The organism is Variovorax davisae (assembly GCF_030316845.1).
Taxonomy (GTDB): domain Bacteria; phylum Pseudomonadota; class Gammaproteobacteria; order Burkholderiales; family Burkholderiaceae_C; genus Variovorax; species Variovorax davisae.
Genome location: NZ_JASZYS010000005.1, coordinates 112,062 through 132,835 on the forward strand (window position 1 = coordinate 112,062; position 20,774 = coordinate 132,835).

Below are 20,774 nucleotides of genomic sequence, written 5' to 3' on the forward strand. Positions count from 1 at the left end.
CATCCGCTCAGGCGGCGCTTCGGGCCAAGGCGGCTTCCAGCTGCTCGACGCTGAACGGCTTCTGCAGCCACAGCGCGCCCGGTATCGGCGTCGCCGGCGGGGGCTGCCCGGTGGCGAAGATCACGCCCAGGCGGTCGAGCTGGTGGCGGGTTCGCAGGATGTCCGCCAGGTCCAGGCCGGACAGCGCCGGCAGCCCGACGTCGGTCATCAGGATGTCGAAGGCCTTGTCGTAGAAGCGGTCCTTGGCGCTCTCGGCGCTGCGGACGCCGGTCGCCCAATGGCCCAGGAGCTGCAGCATCTCGACGGTGGCCGCCAAGGTGTCGGCATCGTCTTCCACCACCAGCACGCGCAGGCCCCTGGCATGTTCCTCTGTCATTGGTCCGTTGGTAGGCATCGTCGTGTTCTGTCCGGGGGACCACGACTCTAGCGACGGCCGGCGCCCGGCGGACTTCCGCGAACGCGCCTTTGCGCGTAGGAAAGCGGCCCGAGTCGCGCTGCCGTCAGAGTGCGACCGCGCGGGCGGCGTAGGCCGGCAGGCCGTTCAGCCCGCAGAGGCGCTGGAGCACCCCGTAGCCCTGCGCCAGGGCCGCCGAGTAGGTGGCGAACGAACGCTCGGCGCGGTGCAGGGGCTCGAAGCGGCCGTCGCGCCGGACGTCTTCGTGGATCACCCAGAAATACGATCCGTCCGTCGGTTGTTCCACCAGCAGTCCAATCTTGCGCACGCCCATCTTGTTTCTCGGTATCAAAAAGAATACTTAAGAATGTAGTTCCAGGCTGCAAATGCGCGCAGGGAGAAAAGTCACGGAGCGCCGCTTTTTGCGCCGGCGGGCCGCCTCAGCGCACCAGCGTCGACTTGCCGAACAGGCTTTCGATCAGCTCGACCGCGATTTCCGCCGTCCGGTTGCGCACGTCGAGCGCCGGGTTGAGCTCGACCACGTCGAGCGAGCCCAGCCGGCCGGTGTCGGCGATCATTTCCATGCACAGCTGCATCTCGCGCCAGGTCGGGCCGCCGCGCACGCCGGTGCCGACGCCCGGCGCATAGTCGGGGTCGAGGCAGTCGAGGTCGAAGCTCACGTGCAGGTGGGTGTCGTCGTCGACGTCCTGCAGCGCCTCGGTCATCGTGGTGCGCATGCCGTGCTCGTCGATGTGGCGCATGTCGAAGACGCCCAGGCCGAGCGCGCGGATGGCCGCCTTCTCTTCGGCGTCGACGCTGCGGATGCCCAGGAAGCGGATCGCGTCGTGCGCCAGCGCCGCCGCATCGCCGCTCCAGCCGGTGAGCGCCGCCGGCCCGTGGCCGAGCAGGCAGGAGACCGGCATGCCATGCATGTTGCCGCTCGGGCTGGTGGTTTCGGTGTTGACGTCGGTATGGGCGTCGAGCCACAGCACCCGCAGCTTCTGCCGCCGCTGGCGCACGTGGCGCGCGATCGCGCTGATCGAGCCGACCGCGATGCAGTGGTCGCCGCCCAGCAGGATGGGCAGTTGTTTCGCCTCCATTGCCTGGTCGACGGCGTCGTAGACCAGCCGGTTCCAGGCGATCACCTCGGGCAGATGGTGCAGCCCCTCGGCCGGCGTCTCCCAGGGCGTGCCCGGCCCGGCCAGGTTGCCGCCGTCGATCAGCTCGAAGCCCAGTCGGGCCAGCGTGTTGGCCAGCCCGGCCACCCGCAGCGCGTCGGGCCCCATGCCGGCGCCGCGGGTGCTGGCGCCGATGTCGGTCGGTGCGCCGATCAGTCGAAGGGTGCGGGTCATGCGCGGCTCTCCAGTTGCGTGTGCAGGCGCTACGGTAGCGCACCGGCATGACAAACGGCAACCGCGACGGCTACGGCCGCGTCATCTTGCAGTCGGTGCCCTGGGCCAGTTCGTTGCCGCTGTAGATGGCATCGGTGCGGAAGCCGTACTGGGTGCCTTCCCAGCCGACCTTGACCGCCTTGCCGTCGACCGGTGCGATGGTGTTGACCACCTGCGGCAGCAGCAGCTGGTGGTCTTCGGCGCGCATGCGCACCGGGCCGACCACCGAATCGAAGCTCAGGTCTTCCAGGGCGCGTGCCACCTTGACCGTGTCGGTGCTGCCCGCCTTGTTGATCGCCGCGGCCAGCAGGCGCGGCGTCATCTCGATGCGCGGCGCCAGGAAGTCCTTGCCGCTCTTGGCCTTGTAGCTGCGGGCGAGCGCATCGACCTTGGGCGAATCGGCCTGGCCCGGGTGCCACTCGGCGACCCAGGTGAGCTGCCCGAGCTTGGCCTGCGACACGGCCAGCACCGTGCCCGGCACCGAGCCGGCGCTGTGGTTGTAGTAGTGCAGGTCGTAGCCGGCATCGCCCGCCGCCTTGAGCAGCAGCGTCATGTCCTGGCCCCAGTTGCCGGTGATCACCGAGTCGGCGCCCGACTGCTTGATGTTGGCGAGGTAGGGGGCGAAGTCCTTGACCTTGCCGATCGGGTGCAGCGTCTCGCCGACGAACTGGATGTCGGGGCGGGCCAGTCCGACCAGCTGGCGCCCGTAGCTGGCCCACTGCTTGCCGTGCGCGTAGTCCTGGTTCAGCAGGTAGATCTTCTTGACCTCGGGCGTCTTCTTGATGGTGTTGGCGATCGCCTTCATCTTCATCGCGGTGTTGGCGTCGGTCTGGAAGTGCCAGAAGCTGCAGGCCTTGCCCGTGAGCTCGGGGTCGATCGAGGAGTGGTTCAGCACCAGCAGTTCGCGGCCCGGATTGCGCTGGTTCCAGCGGTTGACCGCCTGCACCAGCGCGCTCACCACCGAAGAGCCCGAGCCGCCGGTGACGATGGCGCGCGCCCCCTGGTCGATGGCCGCCTGCAGCGCGCTCTGGCTTTCCTGTGCCGACAGCTTGCTGTCGAACTGAAGCAACTGCAGCTTGGTGCCGCCGAGCACGCCGCCCTTGGCGTTGATGTCCTCGATCGCGTACTGGGTGTGGGTGAGCATCAGCTCGCCGACATTGGCGAAGGGACCGGAGAGCGGATCGATGTAGGCGATCTTGTAGGTCTGCTGGGCCTGGGCGGCGCCGGCGGCGAACAGGGCCGCGGCCGCGACGGGCGCGAGCAGGCAGGGGAACTTCATGGACGGTCTCCGTGGTTGGGAAGAAGAAAAGGGCGCGGCGATCAGGCGCCGGGCTCGCGCAAGCCCAGCACCCGCCAGGCCAGCCGTGACAGCTCGGCCACCACCTGGTCGGGCGAGAGCCGGCCGTCGGGCCGGTACCAGCTGTAGAGGAAGCCGGGCAGGCTGAGCGCCGCGAAGGCGGTGATCTTGGTTTCGCCGAAATCGAGGTCGCCGTCGCTGCGGGCCTGCTCGAGCAGCGGAAAGAGCTGGTCGTAGAAGTGATGGGCCAGCTTCTTCTGCGCCGCGATGTACTCCGGGCGGTAGACCTGCGGCTCCTTGTAGGCGAAGAAGGCGCAGGGGTGGTGCGCCACCGTCGCGCGGATCAGCCGCTCGATGCCTTCCTTGACCTTGTCGACCGCGCGGCGCTCGTCGCCGGCCGCGAAGTCCATGGACGTGAAGCAGTCGACCGCCGGCCGCCACGAGAGCGTCTCGAAGATCTCCTGCTTGTCGCGGAAGTAGTAATAGACGAAGGGCTTGGTGACGTCGAGCGCGCGCACGATCTGCGCCATCGTGGTGTTGGCGTAGCCCTGCGCGGCGAACAGCTGCGCCGCCGCCTGCAGGATGCGCTCGCGCTGGACGTCGGTGCCGGCCGTGGCGGCGCGCTGCCGGCCGGTGCCCTGCGGCAGGTCGATGCGGGGCCGGGGAGCCTCCTCGCGGCCAGAGGGTTTGTGCGGTGTCGCCGAAGTTATACCCATGGGTAGGATCTTGGTGCACCATGCCGGGCTTGGCAAGCACCCGAGTTCATCGATAACCCTGAGAGACTGACGCCATGGAGACAAGCCCCCTTCGCGAGCTTCCCGACCGCCCGCAGCAGCCGCTGCACGAGTACCTTCGCACGCATGCGCGCGAGCGCGGCGGGCACACCGCCTGCCTCTGGTATGGCCATGCGATGAGCTACGCCCAACTCGATGCCGCCAGCGACGCCTTCGCCGCGAGGCTGCAGGCCATCGGCGTGGAGAAGGGCGAGCCGGTGGTGCTGTTCCTCAACAACTGCCCGCAATACCTGGTCGCGCATTTCGGTATCCAGAAGATCGGCGCCATCGTCTGCCCGAGCGGGCCGCTCAACAAGGAGCACGAGCTGGCCTACCAGGTCGGCGACCTGAAGGCGCGCGTGATCGTCGCCGCCTCGTCGCTGCTGCCGGTGGTCGACAAGGTGCGCGCCTCGAGCACGCTGGCGCATGTGTTCGCGGTGCACTACGCCGACCTGCTGCCCGCGGCGCCGACGCTCGATCTCCCGGCCGAGCTCGCCGCCGCGGCGAAGGAGCCCCGTGCCGTGCCGGACGGTTGCGAAGACTTCCTGGCCGTCATGCAGGGCGGCGCGCGGCCGGCGGCGGTCTCGCTCTCGCTGGACGACGTCGCGCTCATGACCTACACCTCGGGCACCACCGGCCTGCCCAAGGGCGCGATGCTGAGCTACGGCAACGCCCTCTTCAAGACCCGCGCCGCCGCCGACTGCAACGGTGTCACCGGCACCGACGTGCTGCTGTCGATCGCGCCGCTCTACCACATCGCCGGCATGTTGATGGGCGTCAACGTGCCGGTGCTCACCGGCGCCACCTCGGTGCTGCTGCACCGCTTCGACCCGCGCGCGACCCTGCAGGCGATCGCGCGCCACCGGGTCAGCTGGTGGTACAGCATCGCGCCGATGAACGTCGCCTGCATGCAGGCCGAGGGCATCGCGGGCTTCGACCTGTCGAGCCTGCGGATGAATCCGGTGACCAGCTTCGGCATCGCCTTCACCGAGGCGCTGGCGCAGCAATGGCGCGGCTTCGCGACCCGTTGCAGCTCCTTCGAGGCCGCCTACGGCCTGAGCGAGACCCACACCTGCGACACCTACACGCCGCACCACGCGCCGCGCTGGGGCACCCAGGGCATCCCGGTGCCGGGCGTGACGATCCGGATCATCGACGGCGACACCGGCGAAGCCAAGGCCGCGGGCGAGATCGGCGAGATCGTGCTGGCGAGCGCAGGCTCGTTCAAGGGCTACTGGAACAAGCCCGAAGCCACCGCGGCGACCTTGCGCGACGGCTGGGTGCACACCGGCGACATGGGCAAGCTCGATGCCGAAGGCTATCTCACGTTCATCGGCCGCTTCAAGGAGATGATCAAGGTCTCGGGCTACAGCGTGTTCCCCGAGGAGGTCGAGACCATCCTGATCAAGCATCCCGCCGTGGCGCAGGCCGCGGTCATCGCCCAGCCCGATGCCGAGAAGGGCGAGGTGGTCAAGGCCTTCATCGTGCGCAAGCCCGGCGCCGAACTCGACGCCGATGCCCTGATGGCCTGGTCGCGCGACAACATGGCGAGCTACAAGGCACCGCGCGCGGTGCGCTTCATCGATGCCCTGCCCACCACCGGTGCCGGCAAGGTGCTGCGCCGTTTGCTGAAAGACTGACCCGATGCTCACCAAAGTGCTGATTGCCAACCGCGGCGAGATCGCGGTGCGGCTCGCGCGCGCACTGCGCGACCTGGGGCTGGCGAGCGTCGCGGTGCATGCCAAGGACGATGCCGACGCCCTCCACGTGCAGCTCGCCGACAGCGCCGTGGCGCTCGACGCCACCGGTCCTTCGGCCTACCTCGACGGCGCGGCATTGATCGCGATCGCCCGCGCCCAGGGCTGCGACGGCGTGCATCCGGGCTACGGCTTCCTGAGCGAGCGGGCGGACTTCGCGCAGGCCTGCGCCGATGCCGGCCTGCGCTTCATCGGCCCGACCCCCGCGCAGCTCGCGCTGTTCGGCGACAAGGCCCGCGCGCGGGCCCTGGCCGAGGATTGCGACGTGCCGGTGATGCCGGGCAGCGCCGGCGCGGTGACGCTGGCCGAGGCGCAGGCCTTCTTCGCGGCGCAGCAGGCCGAGGGCGCCGGCGTCATGGTCAAGGCCATCGGCGGCGGCGGCGGCCGCGGCATGCGCGCGGTGCTGGACGCGGCCGACCTGCCCGAAGCGCATGCGCGATGCACCTCGGAAGCCAGGGCCGCCTTCGGCGTCGACGGCGTCTACGTCGAGCGCCTGATGCGCAACGCGCGGCACATCGAAGTGCAGATCCTCGGCGACGGGCAGGCGGTCGCGAGCCTCGGCGAGCGCGAATGCACGCTGCAGAGGCGCTTCCAGAAGCTGGTCGAGATCGCACCGAGCCCCTCGCTGCCCGAGGCATTGCGCCTGCAGGTCACGCAGGCCGCGCTGCGCATGGCCCGCACGGTCGGCTACCAGGGCCTGGGCACCTTCGAGTTCCTGGTCGACGAGCGATCGACGACGCTGCCCTTCGTCTTCATCGAAGCCAATCCCCGGCTGCAGGTCGAGCACACCGTGACCGAAGCCGTCACCGGCCTCGACCTGGTCCAGCTGCAGATCGGCATCGCCAACGGCGAGACGCTGGCCGGCCTCGCGATCGAGGCCGACCGCACGGCGGCCCAGCGCGGCTTCGCCGTGCAGTGGCGCATCAATGCCGAGACCCTCGATGCCGAAGGCCGGGCGCGGCCGTCGGGCGGCCGGCTGGAGCGCTTCGACCTGCCGGCCGGCCCCGGCGTGCGCGTCGACACCCATGGCTACGCAGGGCTGGCGCCTTCGCCGCACTACGACACGCTGCTGGCCAAGCTGATCGTTCATTCGTCGTCGCCGCGCTTCGCCGACGCGCTGCGGCGCTCGCTGCGGGCGCTGGAGGAGTGCCGCGTCGAGGGCATCGCGACCAATCTGCCGCTGCTGCGCGCGATCGCCGAGCGGCCCGAGTTCGCCACCCAGGCGGTCCACACGCGCTTTGTCGAGACGCACCTGGCCGACCTGCTCGCCGCCGCCGGGCGCATCGATCCAGCGGACGCGAAGATGGCGCCCAGCGCGCCCCGGCGTGCCGATGCCGTTGTGCCGGCAGACGAAGACGATGCCCAGGTGGTCAAGGCACCGATGCCCGCGAAGCTGGTGCAGTTCGAGGTCGATGTCGGCGACCTCGTGCCCGCGGGTGCGCAACTGGGCGTGCTCGAAGCCATGAAGATGGAACATCTGCTGCATGCGCCCTTCGCCGGCCGCGTCGTCGCGCTGCTGGCAGCGCCGGGCGACTACCTGGTCGAAGGCCAATCGCTGCTGCGGCTCGAGGCCGTCGACGCGCAGGCCGTCGAAGCCCAGGCCGAGGCCGCGCACGACCTCGGCCTGATCCGTCCCGACCTGCAGAAGGTCATCGACCGCCACGCGCCGACGCTCGATGCGAATCGCGCCGCCGCAGTGGCCAAGCGCCACGCACAAGGCGGCCGCACGGCGCGCGCCAACATCGCCGACCTTTGCGATCAGGCAGACGACGCCGGCAGCTTCACCGAATACGGCGCACTCGCGATCGCCGCCCAGACCCGCCGTCGCACGCTCGAGGACCTGGTTGCCAACACGCCGGCCGACGGCATGGTGACCGGCATCGGCAGCATCAACGCGAAAGCGTTCGGCCCCGAGAAGTCGCGTGCCGTGGTGATGGCCTACGACTACACGGTGCTGGCCGGCACGCAGGGCATGCGCAACCACCACAAGACCGACCGCATGCTCGGCATCGCCCACCAGCTGCGCCTGCCGGTGGTGCTGTTCGCCGAGGGCGGCGGCGGCCGGCCGGGCGACACCGACATGCCCATCGTGGCCGGCCTGAACAACCACACCTTCAGCCAGTTCGCGGCGCTGTCGGGCAAGGTGCCGGTGGTCGGCATCGTGCACGGCCGCTGCTTCGCGGGCAATGCGGCGCTGCTCGGCTGCGCCGACGTCATCATCGCCACCGAGGCCAGCAACATCGGCATGAGCGGCCCGGCGATGATCGAGGGCGGCGGCCTGGGCAGTTTCGCGCCCGAGCAGATCGGTCCCAGCAGCGTGCAGTCGCGCAATGGCGTGATCGACATCCTGGTCCAGGACGAAGCCGGGGCCGTGGCCGCCGCGAAGCAGTACCTGTCGTACTTCCAGGGCGCGACCGCCGATTGGCAGTGCGCCGATCCGCGCGCGCTGCGGCATGCCGTGCCCGAGAACCGGCTGCGCGTGTACGACGTGCGCGCCGCGATGCGCGGCGTCGCCGACACCGGCTCGCTGCTCGAACTGCGCGCCGGCTTCGGCGCCGGCATCGTGACCGCGCTGGCGCGCATCGAAGGCAAGCCGGTCGGCCTGCTGGCCAACAACCCGCACCACCTGGGCGGCGCGATCGACGTCGAGGCGGCCGACAAGGCCGCGCGCTTCATGCAGCTGTGCAACGCGCACGGCCTGCCGCTGGTGGCGCTGTGCGACACGCCGGGCTTCATGGTCGGCCCCGAGATCGAGGCCCAGGCGCAGGTCCGCCATGTCTGCCGCATGTTCATGGTGGCGTCGCACCTGCGCGTGCCGTATTTCGCGGTGGTGCTGCGCAAGGGCTACGGCCTGGGCGCGCAGGCCATGACGGCCGGCGGCTTCGACGCGCCGGTGTTCACGGTCGCCTGGCCGACCGGCGAGTTCGGCGCCATGGGCCTCGAAGGCGCCGTCCGGCTCGGTTTCCGCAAGGAGCTCGAGGCCGCCGCTGAAGGCGCCGAGCGCGACGCCCTGTTCAAGGAGCTGGTGGCGCAGCAGTACGCCAACGGCGAGGCGATCCACATGGCACAGACCCTCGAGATCGACGCCGTCATCGACCCTGCCGACACGCGCGCCTGGCTGGTGCGCGGGCTGGCTTCGGCGTCGGCGCCGCGCGCGCCGGCGCTGGCCTACGTCGACACCTGGTAGGTGCCGGCGAGGGCTCGGCCCGGCATCCGTACACTGCGCGTCGCATGAAGCTCTTTTCAAGACGGCGCGCCTTGCTGCGGGTTGGCGCCCTGCTCGCAGCCACGCAGGCGCCGGCCCCGTCCTGGGCCGCCGACGCCGGCGTGGTGGTCGCCTTCGGCGATTCGATCACTGCCGGTGCCGGCGCGATGGAGGAGCCGGGGCGTCCGGTGCGTTATCCCGATCGCCTCGCGGCGCGTCTGCAGGCCCGGCCGGGCGATGCCGGACCGCGCACGGTGGTCAACGCGGGCATCTCGGGCAATCGCCTGCTGGCCGACGGCGTCGGAACCAAGGGCATCGCCCGTTTCGCGCAGGACGTGCTTGGCCAGCGCGACCTGACCCACGTCGTGATCCTGATCGGCATCAACGACATCGGCTTCAGCATGCCCGAGGGGGCGGCCGGCCCGATCCGGGGCCAGCCGGCGGCGGAGGACATCACGGCCGGCCTCGAGCAGCTGATCCAGCAGGCCCGCGCCCGCGGGGTCAAGGTGCTGCTCGGCACGCTGCTGCCGTTCAAGGGCTCCTCCTACTGGAGCAAGGAAAAGGAGTCGCGGCGCGATGCCGTGAACCGCTGGATCCGCAGCCGTCGGCATGTCGAGGCGGTGGTCGACTTCGATGCCACGATGCGCGACCCCACCGATCCCCAGGTGCTGAAGGCCGCCTACGACAGCGGCGACCACCTCCATCCGGGCAACGCCGGCTATGCCGCGATGGCGGACGCGATCGATCTGCGGGCGCTGCGCAAATAGGCTTCCAGCGGCAAGCGCAGGCGTCACACCTCTACACAAGAGTTCGTCCGTGGCTTACAACAGCTTCACATGGCGCAGGGAGGATGAAGGCTCCAACAACTCGAAGGAGTCCTCATGAAAAAACTTGCAGTCAGCCTTGCCGTCGGTGCCGCCTCCCTGCTGTCGCTCGGTGCCGCCGTGATGCCGGCCACCGCGCAGGCGCAGCCGGGTGTGGTGGTCCGGGTGGCACCGCCGCCGCCGCGTCCCGAACACGTGCCGCCACCGCGCCAGGGCTACGTTTGGGCGCCGGGCCATTACGAGTGGAACGGCCACCGCTATGTGTGGAACAAGGGCACCTACATCCGCGCGCGCAACGGCTATGCGTATCGCGCGCCGCAATGGGACCAACGCGATGGCCGCTGGGAATACCATGGCGGCGGCTGGGACCGTGACCACGACGGCGTGCCGAACAACCACGATCGCCGTCCGGACAACCCGAACCGCAGCTAGAACAGCTTGAAGACCAGCGGCATCAGCAGGGCGGCCAGCACGACCTGCATGCCGAGCGCCAGCCCGGCATAGGCGCCGGCGTCGGCATCGACGTGCAGGGCGCGTGCCGCGCCGATGCCGTGGGCCGCGGTGCCGAGACCGAAGCCGCGGGCCGCGAAGCCCGTGGCGTCGGTGCCGATGCGCAGCGCATCGAAGAGGTATTTGCCCGACAGCGCGCCGATCATGCCGGTGAGCACGGCGAACACGGCCGACAGCGCCGGAATGCCGCCGATCTTTTCCGAGATGCCCATCGCCACCGGCGCGGTCACCGACTTGGGCGCCAGCGACAGCACGACGTCGTGCGGCAGTCCCACCGCCCAGCCCAGTGCCACGGCCGAGCCGCCGGCGGCGGCGCCCCCGAGCAGCGAAGCCAGCAGCAGCCGGCCGAAGCGCGCGCGCAGTTCGGCGCGCCGCTGCCACAGGGGCCAGGCCAGCGCGACCACGGCCGGGCCGAGCAGGAAATGGATGAACTGGGCGCCGGCGAAGTAGGTCGGGTAGTCGACCCGGGTGGCCAGCAGGCCGCCGGCCAGCACCACCACCGACCACAGCACCGGATTGGCCCAGGGCGCACCGCCGGCGCGGCTGTAGGCGGCGTTGGCCAGCAGGTAGACGACCAGCGTTGCGGTCAGCCCGAACAGGGGCGTGGCCGACAGGTAGATCCAGAGCTCGACGAAGCGCGGCATGCGGCTAGGCCTCCTTCTTGCGGCGGTCGGGCCCGTAGAGCACCAGCGCGGTCACGGCGAGGCCGATCCAGGTCGACAGCGCGATGACCAGCAGCATCCGCCCGCCATACTGGCCGAGCAGCGCCAGGTGCGTCATGACGCCGACGCCGACCGGCACGAACAGCAGCGAGAGGTGGGCGAGCAGGAAGCCCGCGCATTCGGCCACCGGCTCGCGCACCAGCGCGAAGCGCAGTCCGGCCAGCATCAGCATCATGCCGAGCACCGGCCCCGGCAGCGGCAGCGACAGGCCGCGCGAGAGCAGTTCGCCGACCGACTGGAACACCAGCAGCCAGGCCATGCCCCGAAGACCCTTCATCGCGGCAGCTCGTCAGGGGAGGCGGCGGATGGCGTCGACGTCGATCTCGGGCGAGGTCATGAAGTCCTTCTCGATTTCACCGACGATCTCGACGCGGGTCTTCTCGTCGATGGGCTCGCGCGGGAAGATCTTGTCGTCGATCTCGACCCGGACGGCGGATGTGCCATCGGAAAACTCGTACTTCTCGTGGCCGAGCTTCTTCAGCAGCACGCCCTGCAGCATCACCTGCTGGTCGTTCTTGCCGTTCTTGAGCACTTCGGCGACGGTCGTCAGGCGGATGCCCGAGGGGCCCGTGTACTGGGCGCTGGCCACGCCCGCGGTGGCGCAGAAGGCCAGGGCCGCGAGCAGGGTGATCGACGAAGACTTCATTTTTCTGCTCCCTTGTCGCCTCATTTGAACACCACGGTCCGGTGGCCGTTGAGCAAGACCCGGTGCTCGCTGTGCCATTTGACGGCGCGCGCCAGCACCTGGCTCTCGGTGTCGCGGCCGCGGGCGGTCAGGGCCTCGACCGTGTCGGTGTGGTCGGCGCGCTCCACGTCCTGCTCGATGATCGGACCCTCGTCGAGGTCGGCCGTCACGTAGTGGGCGGTGGCGCCGATCAGCTTCACGCCGCGGTCATGGGCCTGGTAGTAGGGCTTGGCGCCCTTGAAGCTCGGCAGGAAGGAATGGTGGATGTTGATCGCCCGGCCGGCCAGCTTGCCGCACAGGTCGTTGCTGAGGATCTGCATGTAGCGCGCCAGCACCACCAGGTCGGCGCCTTCGGCCTCGATGATCTCGAGTTGCCTGGCCTCGCCCTGCGCCTTGGTCGCGGTGGTCACCGGGATGTGGTGGAAGGGCACGTTGTAGCTCGCCGCCAGCTGGTAGAAGTCGCGGTGGTTCGAGATGATGGCGCGGACGTCGATCGACAGCAGGCCGCTTTTCCAGCGGAACAGAAGGTCGTTCAGGCAGTGGCCTTCCTTGCTGACCAGGATCACGGTCTTCATCGGCTCGGCGGCGGCATGCAGCTTCCAGCGCATGCCGAAGTCGGCCGCGAGGGCGGCGATCTGCCCGCGCAGGACGTCTTCCCCGTGCTCGCAGGCGAAGCGCACCCGCATGAAGAACAGGCCGGTGCCGTGGTCGTTGTACTGCGCCGCTTCTTCGATGTTGCCGCCGCGCTCGAGCAGGAAGCCGGAGACGGCGTGCACGATGCCCGTGCGGTCGGGGCAGGAGAGGGTGAGGATGTACGCGGGGTTCATAAGGCCGCACATTGTCGCAGGGCCTGCCGCGGGCCGCGGCTGGTGCCAAAATGCCCCATTCCTCGACCACCCGAACTCAGCAGGAGTGACTTCATGGCCTTCAACGACTTCAACATGGACAACCAGTGGTTGCCCTTCACGCCCAACCGCTCGTTCAAGAAGGACCCGCGGGTGTTCGTCGCGGCCGACGGCATGGAGTTCACCACCCATGACGGCCGCAAGGTGGTCGACGGGATCTCGTCGCTGTGGTGCGTGGGCGCGGGCCACAACCGCAAGCCGATCAACGAGGCGATCAAGAAGCAGCTCGACACCCTCGACTACGCGACCGCCTTCCAGGTCAGCAACGACAAGGCCTTCAAGGCGGCGGAGATGATCGCGGCGATGGCGCCCGGCGACCTCAACAAGGTGCTGTTCTGCAATTCGGGCAGCGAAGCCGCCGACACCTCGATGAAGGTCGCGCTGGCCTACCACCGGGCCCGCGGCGAAGGCCACCGCAACCTGTTCATCGGCCGCGAGAAGGGCTACCACGGCGTCGGCTTCGGCGGCATGTCGGTCGGCGGCATCCCCGGCAACCGCAAGGTGTTCGGCTCGGCCTTCCTGCCGCGCGTGGACCACATGCGCTTCATCCACGACCCGGTCAACCACGCCTACATCCACAACCAGGAGCCGGTCTGGGCCGACGACCCGCTGGCCGACCTCGAGCAGCGCATCCTGCCGCTGCACGACCCAAGCAACGTGGCGGCGATCATCGTCGAGCCCATCGCCGGCTCGGCCGGCTGGTACGTGCCGCCCAAGGGCTACCTGCAGAAGCTGCGCGAGATCTGTGACAAGCACGGCATCCTGCTGATCTTCGACGAGGTCATCACCGGCTTCGGCCGCATGGGCACCAACTTCGCCTCCGACTTCTACGGCGTGGTGCCCGACATGCTGAACTTCGCCAAGTGCGTGACCAACGGCGTGATCCCGCTCGGCGGCGTGATCTGCCGCGACAAGCTCTACGACGAGATGATGAAGACCTCGGCGCCCGAGCACGTGGTGGAGTTCTTCCACGGCTACACCTACTCCGGCCATCCCGTGGCCTGCGCGGCGGCGATCGCCACGCTGGACCTGTTCAAGCAGGAGCAGCTGTTTGCGCGGGCCGGCGAGATGGGCAAGCTGCTTGGCGACGCCTTCCACAGCACCTTCAAGGGCCTGCCGAACGTCGTCGGCATCCGCAGCCTGGGCCTGGCGGCCGCGGTCGAGCTGGCGCCGATCGCCGGCGCGCCGGGCAAGCGCGCCTACGAGGTCTTCCTGGACTGCTTCCACAAGGGCGCGCTGGTGCGCCCGGCGGGCGACGTGCTGGTGATCGCGCCGCCCTACATCGTCGAGAAGTCCCACATCGACACGCTGGTCAACACGCTGGCCGACGCGATCAAGGCGAAGGCCTGAGCCGGGCGGCTCAGCCGGCCGGCCGGGGCGGCGGCTTGACGCCGGCGCAGTAGTCCTTCTCGGGCAGGGCCGGCGTCGGCCAGACGGCGTCGAAGGCGCGGTCGGCCTCGTCGGGCGCCCCGGCCCGCATCCGCACCGCCTTCACCGAGACGTCGGTGGGCAGGTGCTGCGGCACGCCCAGCTGCTTGTTGCCGTGGCCGGCGCCGCTCACCAGCAGCACGGTCTTGCCCGGCACCCTGGCCTTGACCACGGCCTGCGCCATGGCGCGGTCACGGGCGATCTGGATCCGGGTCATCGGCACGATCTGGGATTCGGGCAGCAGGTTGCAGTGGCCGCTGCGCACGGCCTGCTGCTGGTCCTTGCGTGCGGCCTCCGGCAACTGCGCATCGAGCGAGACGTCGGCCATCGCGTCCTTCATGTGGGCGCGCTGCAGGTTGGCGCCGATCACCGGCACGCCCGCCCGCACGGCGGCCATCACCACCGGGCCGTACGCGGCCCAGGGCCAGCCCTTGTCGTTCCAGCCGAGGGCGGTCTGCACCTGGGCGTCGGTCGCGTCGGCCGGCAGGTGGGCCGTGCTGTTGCCTTCCTCGGCCATCTCGAGCGCCAGGGTGGCCAGGCGGCCGCGCTGGGCCAGCGCCACGACGGTCTCCCGCTCGATCTCCTGGTGCTCGGCGGCGTCGTGCTGCTCGCCCAGCAGCAGGGCGTCGGTGGGCAACTGAGCGGCGGCGCGGCGGCCGATCGAGGCCTGGGCGTCGCCCCGGCCCGGCGTTGCACAGGCGGCGAGCACCGCCGCGGCAACGGCGACCAGGGTGAGTTGGAGCGGGCGAGTCAGCGAATGGCGGTGCGGTGTCATGCCCCGATGCTAGCGGCGGTCCCCGGCCGGCATGCGGCCATCGCGGTGCGCAGCGCAGGGCGTTTCAAGGAACGCGTGCTCAGTGGACCAGCACAGGAGTGTGCGCCAACTCGGCGTAGCCTTCGAGCGTGTCCTCGACTTCTTCCTGGGTCGGGGTGTTGAGCTGCCAGGCGGCAATCTGCTGCTGGAACAGTTCCGCCCAGGAGCCATCGAGGTAGACCTCCTTGCCCGAGCGCTTGTCCACGATCTCGAAGCCGTGGCGTGCCAGCACCGGCAGGTGGGGCGCCGCGGGCGCCTCGCCTTCGGTCGGCTGCACGTGCACGACGACGAAGGAGTCGGAGTCGTAGAGCATTTGCATGTCGGGTCCTGTGAGGATGTCGATGGCATTCATGTTGGTTAGATAGCAATCAACGCGCCAGTTTCAATATGCAGCGTTGCGTTGTAGGCACTGGCCTGTTACTGCGTGTTATTTCTCACGGATTCGACGACTGCAGCGCGCCCTGGCTGCGCAGTTGCAGGTCGATGAAGTCGCCGTTGGTCTGGGTCTGCCGGATCCGCACCGGCAGCCAGCCCAGCGCTGGCGCCAGCCACAGTTCGATCTTGTCGTCGCCGGGCTTGCGGGGATTGCGGGTGAGCCTGCGGGCCTTGAACTCGCCGGCGGGCACGCCGATGTCCTCCTCGGCCTCGACGTTGAAGGTCCAGATCTCGGCATCCTTGGTGCCGACCGTCTGGACCGCGATCACCGCCCCGGGCGGATAGTGCGCCGTGTTGCCGGCCATCAGGGCGCCGAGCTGGAGCACGACGCTGAGCCGGTCCTGTGCACCGGCGAGGAGCATCTCGCTCGGGACATTGCCGCTGAACCGCACCCGGCCCTGGTCGCGGTCGAACAGCGAGACGGTCTCCGTCCTGCGGGTGTCCGAGAAGCGCAGGGGCTCGATGCCGGTCGGCCCGATCCTGCCCGTGCTGTGCTGGCTGCGCAGGGTCTTGAACAGGAAGGTCCAGGCCAGGCGGAGGTCGTACTGGCTGCCGTCCTGCAGCCAGACCAGTTCGCCGAACACGCCCTGCAAGGGCTGGGCCCCTTGCTGCGCCGTGGCGGCGAAGCGCAGGCGCACCGAACCGGGGACCTGGGCTTCCACCGGACCGGCGATCTGGCCGGCGGCGGCGCCGTCGCGGCCACCCGTGCCCGAGGCCGCAGAGCCCGATCCGTCGCCGGCGGGCGCGCCGGCTGCCTGCGACTGCGCCTCGCCGGCGTCGGAGCCCGTCGTGGCGTCGGGGTCGACCGCCGCCGTCTCGGCGGGCGCCGGGCGGTCGATGGCTGGCGCGGGCGCCGGCTCGACCGCGGGGCGGGGGCGCGGCACGGGCCGGGGCCGAACCGGCCGGGGCGGCGGTGGCGGAGGGGCGGCCGCTGCCGGCGCGGCACTGGCCGGTTCGGCGGCGGGCGGCGGCGCGATGACGATGCTGCGCGTGATGAAGGTCTGGGCCAGCGGCGAGGGCCGCGGCCCCGAGCCCAGGGGTGCCAACCCCAGCAGCGCCAGGTGGACCAGCACCACGGCCGCCGTCAACCACGCCAGCCCGCGCCACGGCGGGCGCGGACGGTCGGGGTCGGCGGACAGGGCAGGGGAGGGCATCGAGGATGGAGTGGACGTCGGCCCGGAGGTTCACCTCGGTACACTGCCGCCCGTCCACTCAGTTTAGTTGCGTGTGCCCTGCCGGCATCCGCCGCCACCCATGAAACTCGCCACCCTCAAAGACGGTTCGCGCGACGGCCAGCTGGTCGTCGTCTCGCGCGATCTGGCCAGCGCCCACTACGCCACCGGCATCGCCAGCCGCATGCAGCAGGTGCTCGACGACTGGGGATTCATGAGTCCGCAGCTGCAGGACCTCTACGACGCGCTCAACGCCGGGCGGGCCCGCCACGCCTTCCCCTTCGATCCGGCGCAGTGCATGGCCCCGCTGCCGCGCGCCTACCAGTGGGCCGACGGTTCGGCTTACCTCAACCACGTCGAACTGGTGCGCCAGGCGCGCAACGCCGAGGTGCCCGGCAGCTTCTACACCGACCCGCTGATGTACCAGGGCGGCAGCGACGACTTCATCGGTCCCTGCGATCCGGTGGTGGTGGCCAGCGAGGCCTTCGGCATCGATTTCGAGGCCGAGATCGCGGTCGTCACGGGCGACGTCCGGATGGGCGCGACGCCGGCGCAGGCGCTGGACGGCATCCGGCTCGTGATGCTCGCCAACGACGTCAGCCTGCGCAACCTGATCCCGGCCGAACTGGCCAAGGGCTTCGGCTTCTTCCAGAGCAAGCCGGCCACCGCCTTCAGCCCGGTGGCCGTGACCCCGGGCGAGCTGGGCGAGGCCTGGCAGGGCGGCCGCGTGCACCTGCCGCTGCAGAGCACGTGGAACGGCCGCAAGGTCGGCCTGTGCGACGCGGGCGAAGAGATGACGTTCCACTTCGGCGAACTGATCGCCCATGTCGCCAAGACCCGCAACGTGCGCGCCGGCAGCATCGTCGGCAGCGGCACCGTGAGCAACAAGGGCGTCGAGAAGAAGGGCCGGATGGAATGGCCCAAGGGCTACAGCTGCATCGCCGAGAAGCGCTGCATCGAGACCATCCAGGACGGCCAGCCCAGCACCGAGTTCATGAAGTACGGCGACACCATCCGGATCGAGATGAAGGGCGATGACGGTCACTCGATCTTTGGTGCGATCGACCAGGAAATCGTGGCGTCAGCAAGCGTTGCCAATTGACGCCAACCGGTCATGCGTATTTTGCGAAGTCATTGCTGTCCTTCATCAGAAGTTGCATGAGCTTCGGGTGAATGAAGAGCTTTTCCTTCCCAGCCTGGATCTCGCTCAGGACGCCTGCGCCCGCCAGTTCCTTCAGGTAGCGTGAAGCCGCTTGTCCTGGATCAGCACCAGGATGTTGAGCACGCGGCCTGTCCGGCCATTGCCGTCCGTGAACGGATGGATTGCCTCGAATTGATAGTGCCCGACGGCCATGCGGATCAGCGGGTCCAACTCGCGCTCTTCATGGATGAAGCGCTCCCAGTTGGCGAGCAGACTGCGAAGCAGCGCTTCACCTTCGGGCGGGATGTAGATGCTCTCGCCGTTTCGATCGCTCACTGGCTGCGTGCCTGGCGTGCGGCGGATGTCCATGTCGACGCCATCGGAGATCGAAAATATCGTCACCACGCTGTCCTTGGCTTCGAGCAGTGGGACACGTCCATTCAACGCGTCGATATTCTTCGATTTCATCGACACGTTCCGTGGACATGTCGCAAACCGGGCTGTTCACCGACAGGTGTCACACGCCGCCGTGGCTTCGCAGCAGCTCCTTCACCGTCCTGATCCCCAATCGCCGGAACGCGCGGTATTGGTGCGTTCGCACCGTCGTGAGCTCGATGCCGATCTCGCGCGCCGCCTCCTTGGCGGTCTTGCCGGCCAGCAGGTGGCCGATCACCTCGCGTTCGCGCAGGCTCAGCGCCAGCAGGCGCGACGCCAGGGCCGGCTCGGCGGCCTCCCGGGCGGCGACGGCGCTGCGGCCGTGGGCGGCGGTGGCGTCGGCCAGCAGCGCAGCGTGGGCTTCGAGCAGCGCGAAATCCGCCGGCCCGAAATCGGGCTGGGCCAGGCTGCGGTAGAAGCTCACCGCCGCCCGCTGCCCGCTCGGCAGCAGCAGCAACACCGAAGCGCGCTCGCGGATGCCGACGTCGCCGTAGCAGGCGGCCCGGTAGGCCGCGTCCTCGACCTCCTCGGCCCGGTGGTGGCCGAGCCAGAGCTGCGGCCGCTTCGGCAGCTTGCGGCCCGCCAGCCAGGCCATGTGCGGGTCGAGCCGGTCGAAGCGCTCGGCCACGTAGCGTTCGGCGGTGCGTTCCGCCGTATTGCCGTAGCTGCTGGCGGCCGAGATGGTTTCGATGCGGCCGTTGGCGCCGGCCGAGAACACGGTGCAGAAGGTCACTGGCAGCACCTGGTGCATGGCCGCCAGGTAGCTGGCCGCCAGGTGCGCCGTGCCGATGCCGGCCAGAACGCTGCCGACCACCGGCGCGGCCAGGGATTCGACCTTGGCACGCACGGGCCAGCGCTTCATTTCAATTTAAGGGTAATCACTTCGTACGAAGTTATGACACAGCCGGGGTGGGCGCATCCGGACAATCCCGTCCATGAACACCGCTGCCGCGAATCCCCCCGCCGCCCGGCCCGGCGACGCCGCCACCGGCCCGCTGCCGCCGGTGGCCGTCGAGCTGCCGCCTTCGGTCGGCGCCTTCCACTACACGCGGTTCGCGCCTTCGCTGCCGCCGCTGGTGCAGGGCGTCGAAGCCGGCCTGCATCCGGTCGTGATCGCCGGTGGCGGCCCGGTCGGCATGGCGCTCGCGCTCGGCCTCGCGAACCATGGCGTGCGCAGCGTGGTGCTCGAGGCCGACGACACGGTCTGCGTCGGCAGCCGCGCGGCCTGCATCTCGCGCCGCAGCCTCGAAATCATCGAGCGCCTCGGCGCATTGCCGGCCTTCCTGGCGAAGGGCCTGCCCTGGACCGGCGGGCGCAGCTTCTACAAGACCGAGGAGGTGTTCCGCTTCGAGATGCCGCACGACGAGCGGCAGAAGCTGCCGCCGATGGTCAATCTCGAGCAGTACTACATCGAGCAGTACCTGCTCGACGAGATCGAGCGCCGCAATGCCGCCGCGCCGGGCCTGATCGACATCCGGTGGGGCAGCACGCTGACCGGGATCGAGGAGGAGGCCGACGGCCTGCGGCTGTCGGTGCGCAACGCGCTCGGCGACCATGCGCTGCGTGGCCAATGGCTCGCGGCCTGCGACGGCGGCCAGAGCTTCGTGCGCAAGGCGCTCGGCCTCGAACTGGTCGGCACCGGCTACGAAGGCCGCTACGTGATCATCGACATCGAGCTGCACAGCGAGCATCCGACCGAACGCCGCGCCTGGTTCGACCCGCCGTGGAACCCCGGCTCGACGGTGCTGATGCACAAGCAGCCCGACGACATCTGGCGCATCGACTACCAGCTGCGCGCCGGACAGAGCACCGAGGAGGCCCTGCAGCCCGCGGCGGTGCAGGAATTCGTCCAGCGCCACCTCGATGCCATCGGCGAGGGCCACCTGCCCTGGCACACGGTGTGGACCTCGGTCTACCGCGCCGGCGCGATGACGCTCGAGAGCTACCGGCACGGGCGCGTGCTGTTCGCCGGCAACGCCGCCCATGCGATGCCGATCTTCGGCGTGCGCGGCCTCAACTCGGGCTTCGACGACGCCGACAACCTGGCCTGGAAGCTGGCGCTGGTGGCGCGCGGCGTGTCTGAAGCGTCGCTGCTCGACAGCTATTCGCAGGAGCGCATCGCGGCCTTCCACATCAACGCCGAGAACGCGATGCGCAGCACCGAGTTCATGTCGCCGCCGTCACGCGGCTTCGACCTGTTGCGCGAGGCGGCGCTGTCGCTCGCGGGCGCGCACCGTGGCATCGCCAACCTGATCAATCCGCGCCAGACCCAGGCCGTGGGCTATGCCGATTCGATGCTGTCGAGCCCGGGCGACGAGCTGGCGCACGGGCCGCAGCCGGGCGAAGCCTTGCCCGAGCAGGCGCTGGCCGATGGCTCGCACCTCACGGACCGGGTCGGCGCGGCCTTCACGGTGCTGCTGCTGAACCTGCCGCAGCCCGACGGCGCGCTGCGCGCCGAGCTGGCGCAGGCGCAGGCCGGCCCGCTGCCGGTCGCGCTGTGCGCGCTGTCATCGCAAGACGCCGAAGCGCAGGTGTTCGAAGCGCTCGGCGCGGCGCAAGGCGCCGTCTATCTGCTGCGCCCCGACGGCCACGTGGCGGCGCGCTGGCGCCGGCCGCCCCCGGGCGCGCTGCGCCAGGCCCTGGCGCGGGCGGCCGCGCTGACCCCCAAGGAGCCCGCATGATGAATGCCCTGCCACCCGAGGCGCGCGATCGCGTCTATGCCGAATGCGCACGCGCCATCAGCGAGGCCGGCCCCGAGAGAGAATCGCTGTTCCTCGCCCGGCTCGCGCTGCTGCTGTTCGAGCAGGTCGGCGACGAAGCGCGCTGCCGCACGGCGCTTGCGCAGGCGCTGGACGGATTGCCGCTGCCTTCGCTGTCGGCCTAGAC

General features: G+C 69.8%; 23 protein-coding genes. 8 read left to right on the plus strand and 15 right to left on the minus strand.

All coding sequences use genetic code 11. From position 1 onward, the window contains the following. Nucleotides 1-7: 7 nt before the first annotated feature. The 5 genes from QTI33_RS13280 to QTI33_RS13300 form a co-directional block, all read right to left on the minus strand. Nucleotides 8-376, minus strand: coding sequence for a response regulator (locus QTI33_RS13280; RefSeq protein WP_286506471.1), 369 nt, complete (start codon nt 374-376; stop codon nt 8-10). Nucleotides 377-500: 124 nt separating this feature from the next. After that, nucleotides 501-722, minus strand: coding sequence for a hypothetical protein (locus QTI33_RS13285; RefSeq protein ID WP_286371041.1), 222 nt, complete (start codon nt 720-722; stop codon nt 501-503). A 112-nt stretch (nt 723-834) separates the two neighbouring features. Then, a complete protein-coding gene (rocF, locus tag QTI33_RS13290; protein WP_286506472.1) occupies nt 835-1,746 on the minus strand; it encodes an arginase in 912 nt (303 codons plus the stop codon). A 70-nt stretch (nt 1,747-1,816) separates the two neighbouring features. Then, the gene (locus tag QTI33_RS13295) at nt 1,817-3,064 is read right to left on the minus strand and encodes a branched-chain amino acid ABC transporter substrate-binding protein (protein ID WP_286506473.1); all 1,248 of its coding nucleotides are present in this window, start codon (nt 3,062-3,064) and stop codon (nt 1,817-1,819) included. Nucleotides 3,065-3,105: 41 nt separating this feature from the next. Then, nucleotides 3,106-3,798: a TetR/AcrR family transcriptional regulator gene (locus QTI33_RS13300; RefSeq protein WP_286506474.1), complete on the minus strand. Its 693-nt coding sequence runs from the start codon at nt 3,796-3,798 to the stop codon at nt 3,106-3,108. Nucleotides 3,799-3,872: 74 nt separating this feature from the next. Here QTI33_RS13300 and QTI33_RS13305 point away from each other — a divergent pair, with 74 nt between their 5' ends. The 4 genes from QTI33_RS13305 (at nt 3,873) to QTI33_RS13320 (ending at nt 10,073) form a co-directional block, all read left to right on the plus strand. After that, nucleotides 3,873-5,495, plus strand: coding sequence for an AMP-binding protein (locus tag QTI33_RS13305; RefSeq protein WP_286506475.1), 1,623 nt, complete (start codon nt 3,873-3,875; stop codon nt 5,493-5,495). A gap of 4 nt (nt 5,496-5,499) precedes the next feature. Beyond that, nucleotides 5,500-8,799 (plus strand): carboxyl transferase domain-containing protein, encoded by a 3,300-nt coding sequence (locus QTI33_RS13310; RefSeq protein ID WP_286506476.1) that lies wholly within the window; start codon nt 5,500-5,502, stop codon nt 8,797-8,799. A 44-nt stretch (nt 8,800-8,843) separates the two neighbouring features. Next, nucleotides 8,844-9,584: an SGNH/GDSL hydrolase family protein gene (locus tag QTI33_RS13315; RefSeq protein ID WP_286506478.1), complete on the plus strand. Its 741-nt coding sequence runs from the start codon at nt 8,844-8,846 to the stop codon at nt 9,582-9,584. A 114-nt stretch (nt 9,585-9,698) separates the two neighbouring features. Beyond that, complete coding sequence (locus tag QTI33_RS13320) at nt 9,699-10,073, plus strand: hypothetical protein (protein WP_286506479.1); 375 nt, start codon at nt 9,699-9,701, stop codon at nt 10,071-10,073. Here the strand turns inward: QTI33_RS13320 and QTI33_RS13325 are convergent. From QTI33_RS13325 to purU, 4 genes are read right to left on the minus strand one after another with little or no spacing between them, the layout of a single operon-like run. Beyond that, nucleotides 10,070-10,795 (minus strand): LrgB family protein, encoded by a 726-nt coding sequence (locus tag QTI33_RS13325; RefSeq protein WP_286506480.1) that lies wholly within the window; start codon nt 10,793-10,795, stop codon nt 10,070-10,072. The genes QTI33_RS13320 and QTI33_RS13325 overlap by 4 nt on opposite strands. Before the next feature lie 4 nt (nt 10,796-10,799). Continuing rightward, nucleotides 10,800-11,150, minus strand: coding sequence for a CidA/LrgA family protein (locus QTI33_RS13330; protein WP_286506482.1), 351 nt, complete (start codon nt 11,148-11,150; stop codon nt 10,800-10,802). Nucleotides 11,151-11,162: 12 nt separating this feature from the next. After that, a complete protein-coding gene (locus QTI33_RS13335; RefSeq protein WP_286506483.1) occupies nt 11,163-11,519 on the minus strand; it encodes a YgiW/YdeI family stress tolerance OB fold protein in 357 nt (118 codons plus the stop codon). A 20-nt stretch (nt 11,520-11,539) separates the two neighbouring features. After that, complete coding sequence (purU, locus tag QTI33_RS13340) at nt 11,540-12,385, minus strand: formyltetrahydrofolate deformylase (protein WP_286506484.1); 846 nt, start codon at nt 12,383-12,385, stop codon at nt 11,540-11,542. A 93-nt stretch (nt 12,386-12,478) separates the two neighbouring features. Here purU and aptA point away from each other — a divergent pair, with 93 nt between their 5' ends. Then, nucleotides 12,479-13,813: an omega-aminotransferase AptA gene (gene aptA, locus QTI33_RS13345; RefSeq protein ID WP_286506485.1), complete on the plus strand. Its 1,335-nt coding sequence runs from the start codon at nt 12,479-12,481 to the stop codon at nt 13,811-13,813. Between the two features lie 10 nt (nt 13,814-13,823). Here the strand turns inward: aptA and QTI33_RS13350 are convergent, their stop codons facing one another. The 3 genes from QTI33_RS13350 to QTI33_RS13360 all read right to left on the minus strand — a co-directional run bounded on the left by QTI33_RS13350 (nt 13,824) and on the right by QTI33_RS13360 (nt 16,294). Continuing rightward, the gene (locus QTI33_RS13350; protein WP_286506486.1) at nt 13,824-14,666 is read right to left on the minus strand and encodes a ChaN family lipoprotein; all 843 of its coding nucleotides are present in this window, start codon (nt 14,664-14,666) and stop codon (nt 13,824-13,826) included. A 79-nt stretch (nt 14,667-14,745) separates the two neighbouring features. Beyond that, complete coding sequence (locus QTI33_RS13355; RefSeq protein ID WP_286371057.1) at nt 14,746-15,024, minus strand: BTH_I0359 family protein; 279 nt, start codon at nt 15,022-15,024, stop codon at nt 14,746-14,748. A 115-nt stretch (nt 15,025-15,139) separates the two neighbouring features. Further along, on the minus strand, nt 15,140-16,294 hold the full coding sequence (locus QTI33_RS13360; RefSeq protein ID WP_286506487.1) for a DUF3108 domain-containing protein: 1,155 nt from the start codon (nt 16,292-16,294) through the stop codon (nt 15,140-15,142). A gap of 100 nt (nt 16,295-16,394) precedes the next feature. Between QTI33_RS13360 and QTI33_RS13365 the strand changes: the two genes are divergently transcribed. Then, nucleotides 16,395-17,414, plus strand: a complete 1,020-nt coding sequence (locus QTI33_RS13365; protein WP_286506488.1) for a fumarylacetoacetate hydrolase family protein — start codon at nt 16,395-16,397, stop codon at nt 17,412-17,414. Nucleotides 17,415-17,424: 10 nt separating this feature from the next. Here QTI33_RS13365 and QTI33_RS35150 read toward each other — a convergent pair whose 3' ends face one another. The 3 genes from QTI33_RS35150 to QTI33_RS13375 are packed head-to-tail and all read right to left on the minus strand — an operon-like array spanning nt 17,425 to nt 18,750. Beyond that, entirely contained in the window at nt 17,425-17,646 is a 222-nt protein-coding gene (locus QTI33_RS35150; RefSeq protein ID WP_353506338.1) for a hypothetical protein, read from the minus strand. Then, on the minus strand, nt 17,547-17,921 hold the full coding sequence (locus QTI33_RS35155) for a Fic family protein (RefSeq protein ID WP_353506336.1): 375 nt from the start codon (nt 17,919-17,921) through the stop codon (nt 17,547-17,549). Before QTI33_RS35155 ends, QTI33_RS35150 begins: the two co-directional genes overlap by 100 nt. Before the next feature lie 49 nt (nt 17,922-17,970). Continuing rightward, complete coding sequence (locus QTI33_RS13375) at nt 17,971-18,750, minus strand: helix-turn-helix transcriptional regulator (RefSeq protein ID WP_286506489.1); 780 nt, start codon at nt 18,748-18,750, stop codon at nt 17,971-17,973. A gap of 73 nt (nt 18,751-18,823) precedes the next feature. Here QTI33_RS13375 and QTI33_RS13380 point away from each other — a divergent pair, with 73 nt between their 5' ends. Together QTI33_RS13380 and QTI33_RS13385 are read left to right on the plus strand one after the other, a co-directional pair. Continuing rightward, entirely contained in the window at nt 18,824-20,569 is a 1,746-nt protein-coding gene (locus tag QTI33_RS13380; protein WP_286506490.1) for an FAD-dependent monooxygenase, read from the plus strand. After that, nucleotides 20,569-20,772, plus strand: coding sequence for a hypothetical protein (locus QTI33_RS13385; protein WP_444814840.1), 204 nt, complete (start codon nt 20,569-20,571; stop codon nt 20,770-20,772). The genes QTI33_RS13380 and QTI33_RS13385 overlap by 1 nt, the downstream gene beginning before the upstream one ends. Nucleotides 20,773-20,774: the final 2 nt, after the last annotated feature.

Coding starts and splice junctions, on each gene's coding strand:
- QTI33_RS13280 (WP_286506471.1), bottom strand. CDS start 376: ATGACAGAGGAACATGCCAGGGGCCTGCGCGTGCTGGTGGTGGAAGAC.
- rocF (WP_286506472.1), bottom strand. CDS start 1,746: ATGACCCGCACCCTTCGACTGATCGGCGCACCGACCGACATCGGCGCC.
- QTI33_RS13295 (WP_286506473.1), bottom strand. CDS start 3,064: ATGAAGTTCCCCTGCCTGCTCGCGCCCGTCGCGGCCGCGGCCCTGTTC.
- QTI33_RS13300 (WP_286506474.1), bottom strand. CDS start 3,798: ATGGGTATAACTTCGGCGACACCGCACAAACCCTCTGGCCGCGAGGAG.
- QTI33_RS13305 (WP_286506475.1), top strand. CDS start 3,873: ATGGAGACAAGCCCCCTTCGCGAGCTTCCCGACCGCCCGCAGCAGCCG.
- QTI33_RS13310 (WP_286506476.1), top strand. CDS start 5,500: ATGCTCACCAAAGTGCTGATTGCCAACCGCGGCGAGATCGCGGTGCGG.
- QTI33_RS13315 (WP_286506478.1), top strand. CDS start 8,844: ATGAAGCTCTTTTCAAGACGGCGCGCCTTGCTGCGGGTTGGCGCCCTG.
- QTI33_RS13320 (WP_286506479.1), top strand. CDS start 9,699: ATGAAAAAACTTGCAGTCAGCCTTGCCGTCGGTGCCGCCTCCCTGCTG.
- QTI33_RS13325 (WP_286506480.1), bottom strand. CDS start 10,795: ATGCCGCGCTTCGTCGAGCTCTGGATCTACCTGTCGGCCACGCCCCTG.
- QTI33_RS13330 (WP_286506482.1), bottom strand. CDS start 11,150: ATGAAGGGTCTTCGGGGCATGGCCTGGCTGCTGGTGTTCCAGTCGGTC.
- QTI33_RS13335 (WP_286506483.1), bottom strand. CDS start 11,519: ATGAAGTCTTCGTCGATCACCCTGCTCGCGGCCCTGGCCTTCTGCGCC.
- purU (WP_286506484.1), bottom strand. CDS start 12,385: ATGAACCCCGCGTACATCCTCACCCTCTCCTGCCCCGACCGCACGGGC.
- aptA (WP_286506485.1), top strand. CDS start 12,479: ATGGCCTTCAACGACTTCAACATGGACAACCAGTGGTTGCCCTTCACG.
- QTI33_RS13350 (WP_286506486.1), bottom strand. CDS start 14,666: ATGACACCGCACCGCCATTCGCTGACTCGCCCGCTCCAACTCACCCTG.
- QTI33_RS13355 (WP_286371057.1), bottom strand. CDS start 15,024: ATGCAAATGCTCTACGACTCCGACTCCTTCGTCGTCGTGCACGTGCAG.
- QTI33_RS13360 (WP_286506487.1), bottom strand. CDS start 16,294: ATGCCCTCCCCTGCCCTGTCCGCCGACCCCGACCGTCCGCGCCCGCCG.
- QTI33_RS13365 (WP_286506488.1), top strand. CDS start 16,395: ATGAAACTCGCCACCCTCAAAGACGGTTCGCGCGACGGCCAGCTGGTC.
- QTI33_RS35155 (WP_353506336.1), bottom strand. CDS start 17,921: ATGAAATCGAAGAATATCGACGCGTTGAATGGACGTGTCCCACTGCTC.
- QTI33_RS13375 (WP_286506489.1), bottom strand. CDS start 18,750: ATGAAGCGCTGGCCCGTGCGTGCCAAGGTCGAATCCCTGGCCGCGCCG.
- QTI33_RS13380 (WP_286506490.1), top strand. CDS start 18,824: ATGAACACCGCTGCCGCGAATCCCCCCGCCGCCCGGCCCGGCGACGCC.
- QTI33_RS13385 (WP_444814840.1), top strand. CDS start 20,569: ATGAATGCCCTGCCACCCGAGGCGCGCGATCGCGTCTATGCCGAATGC.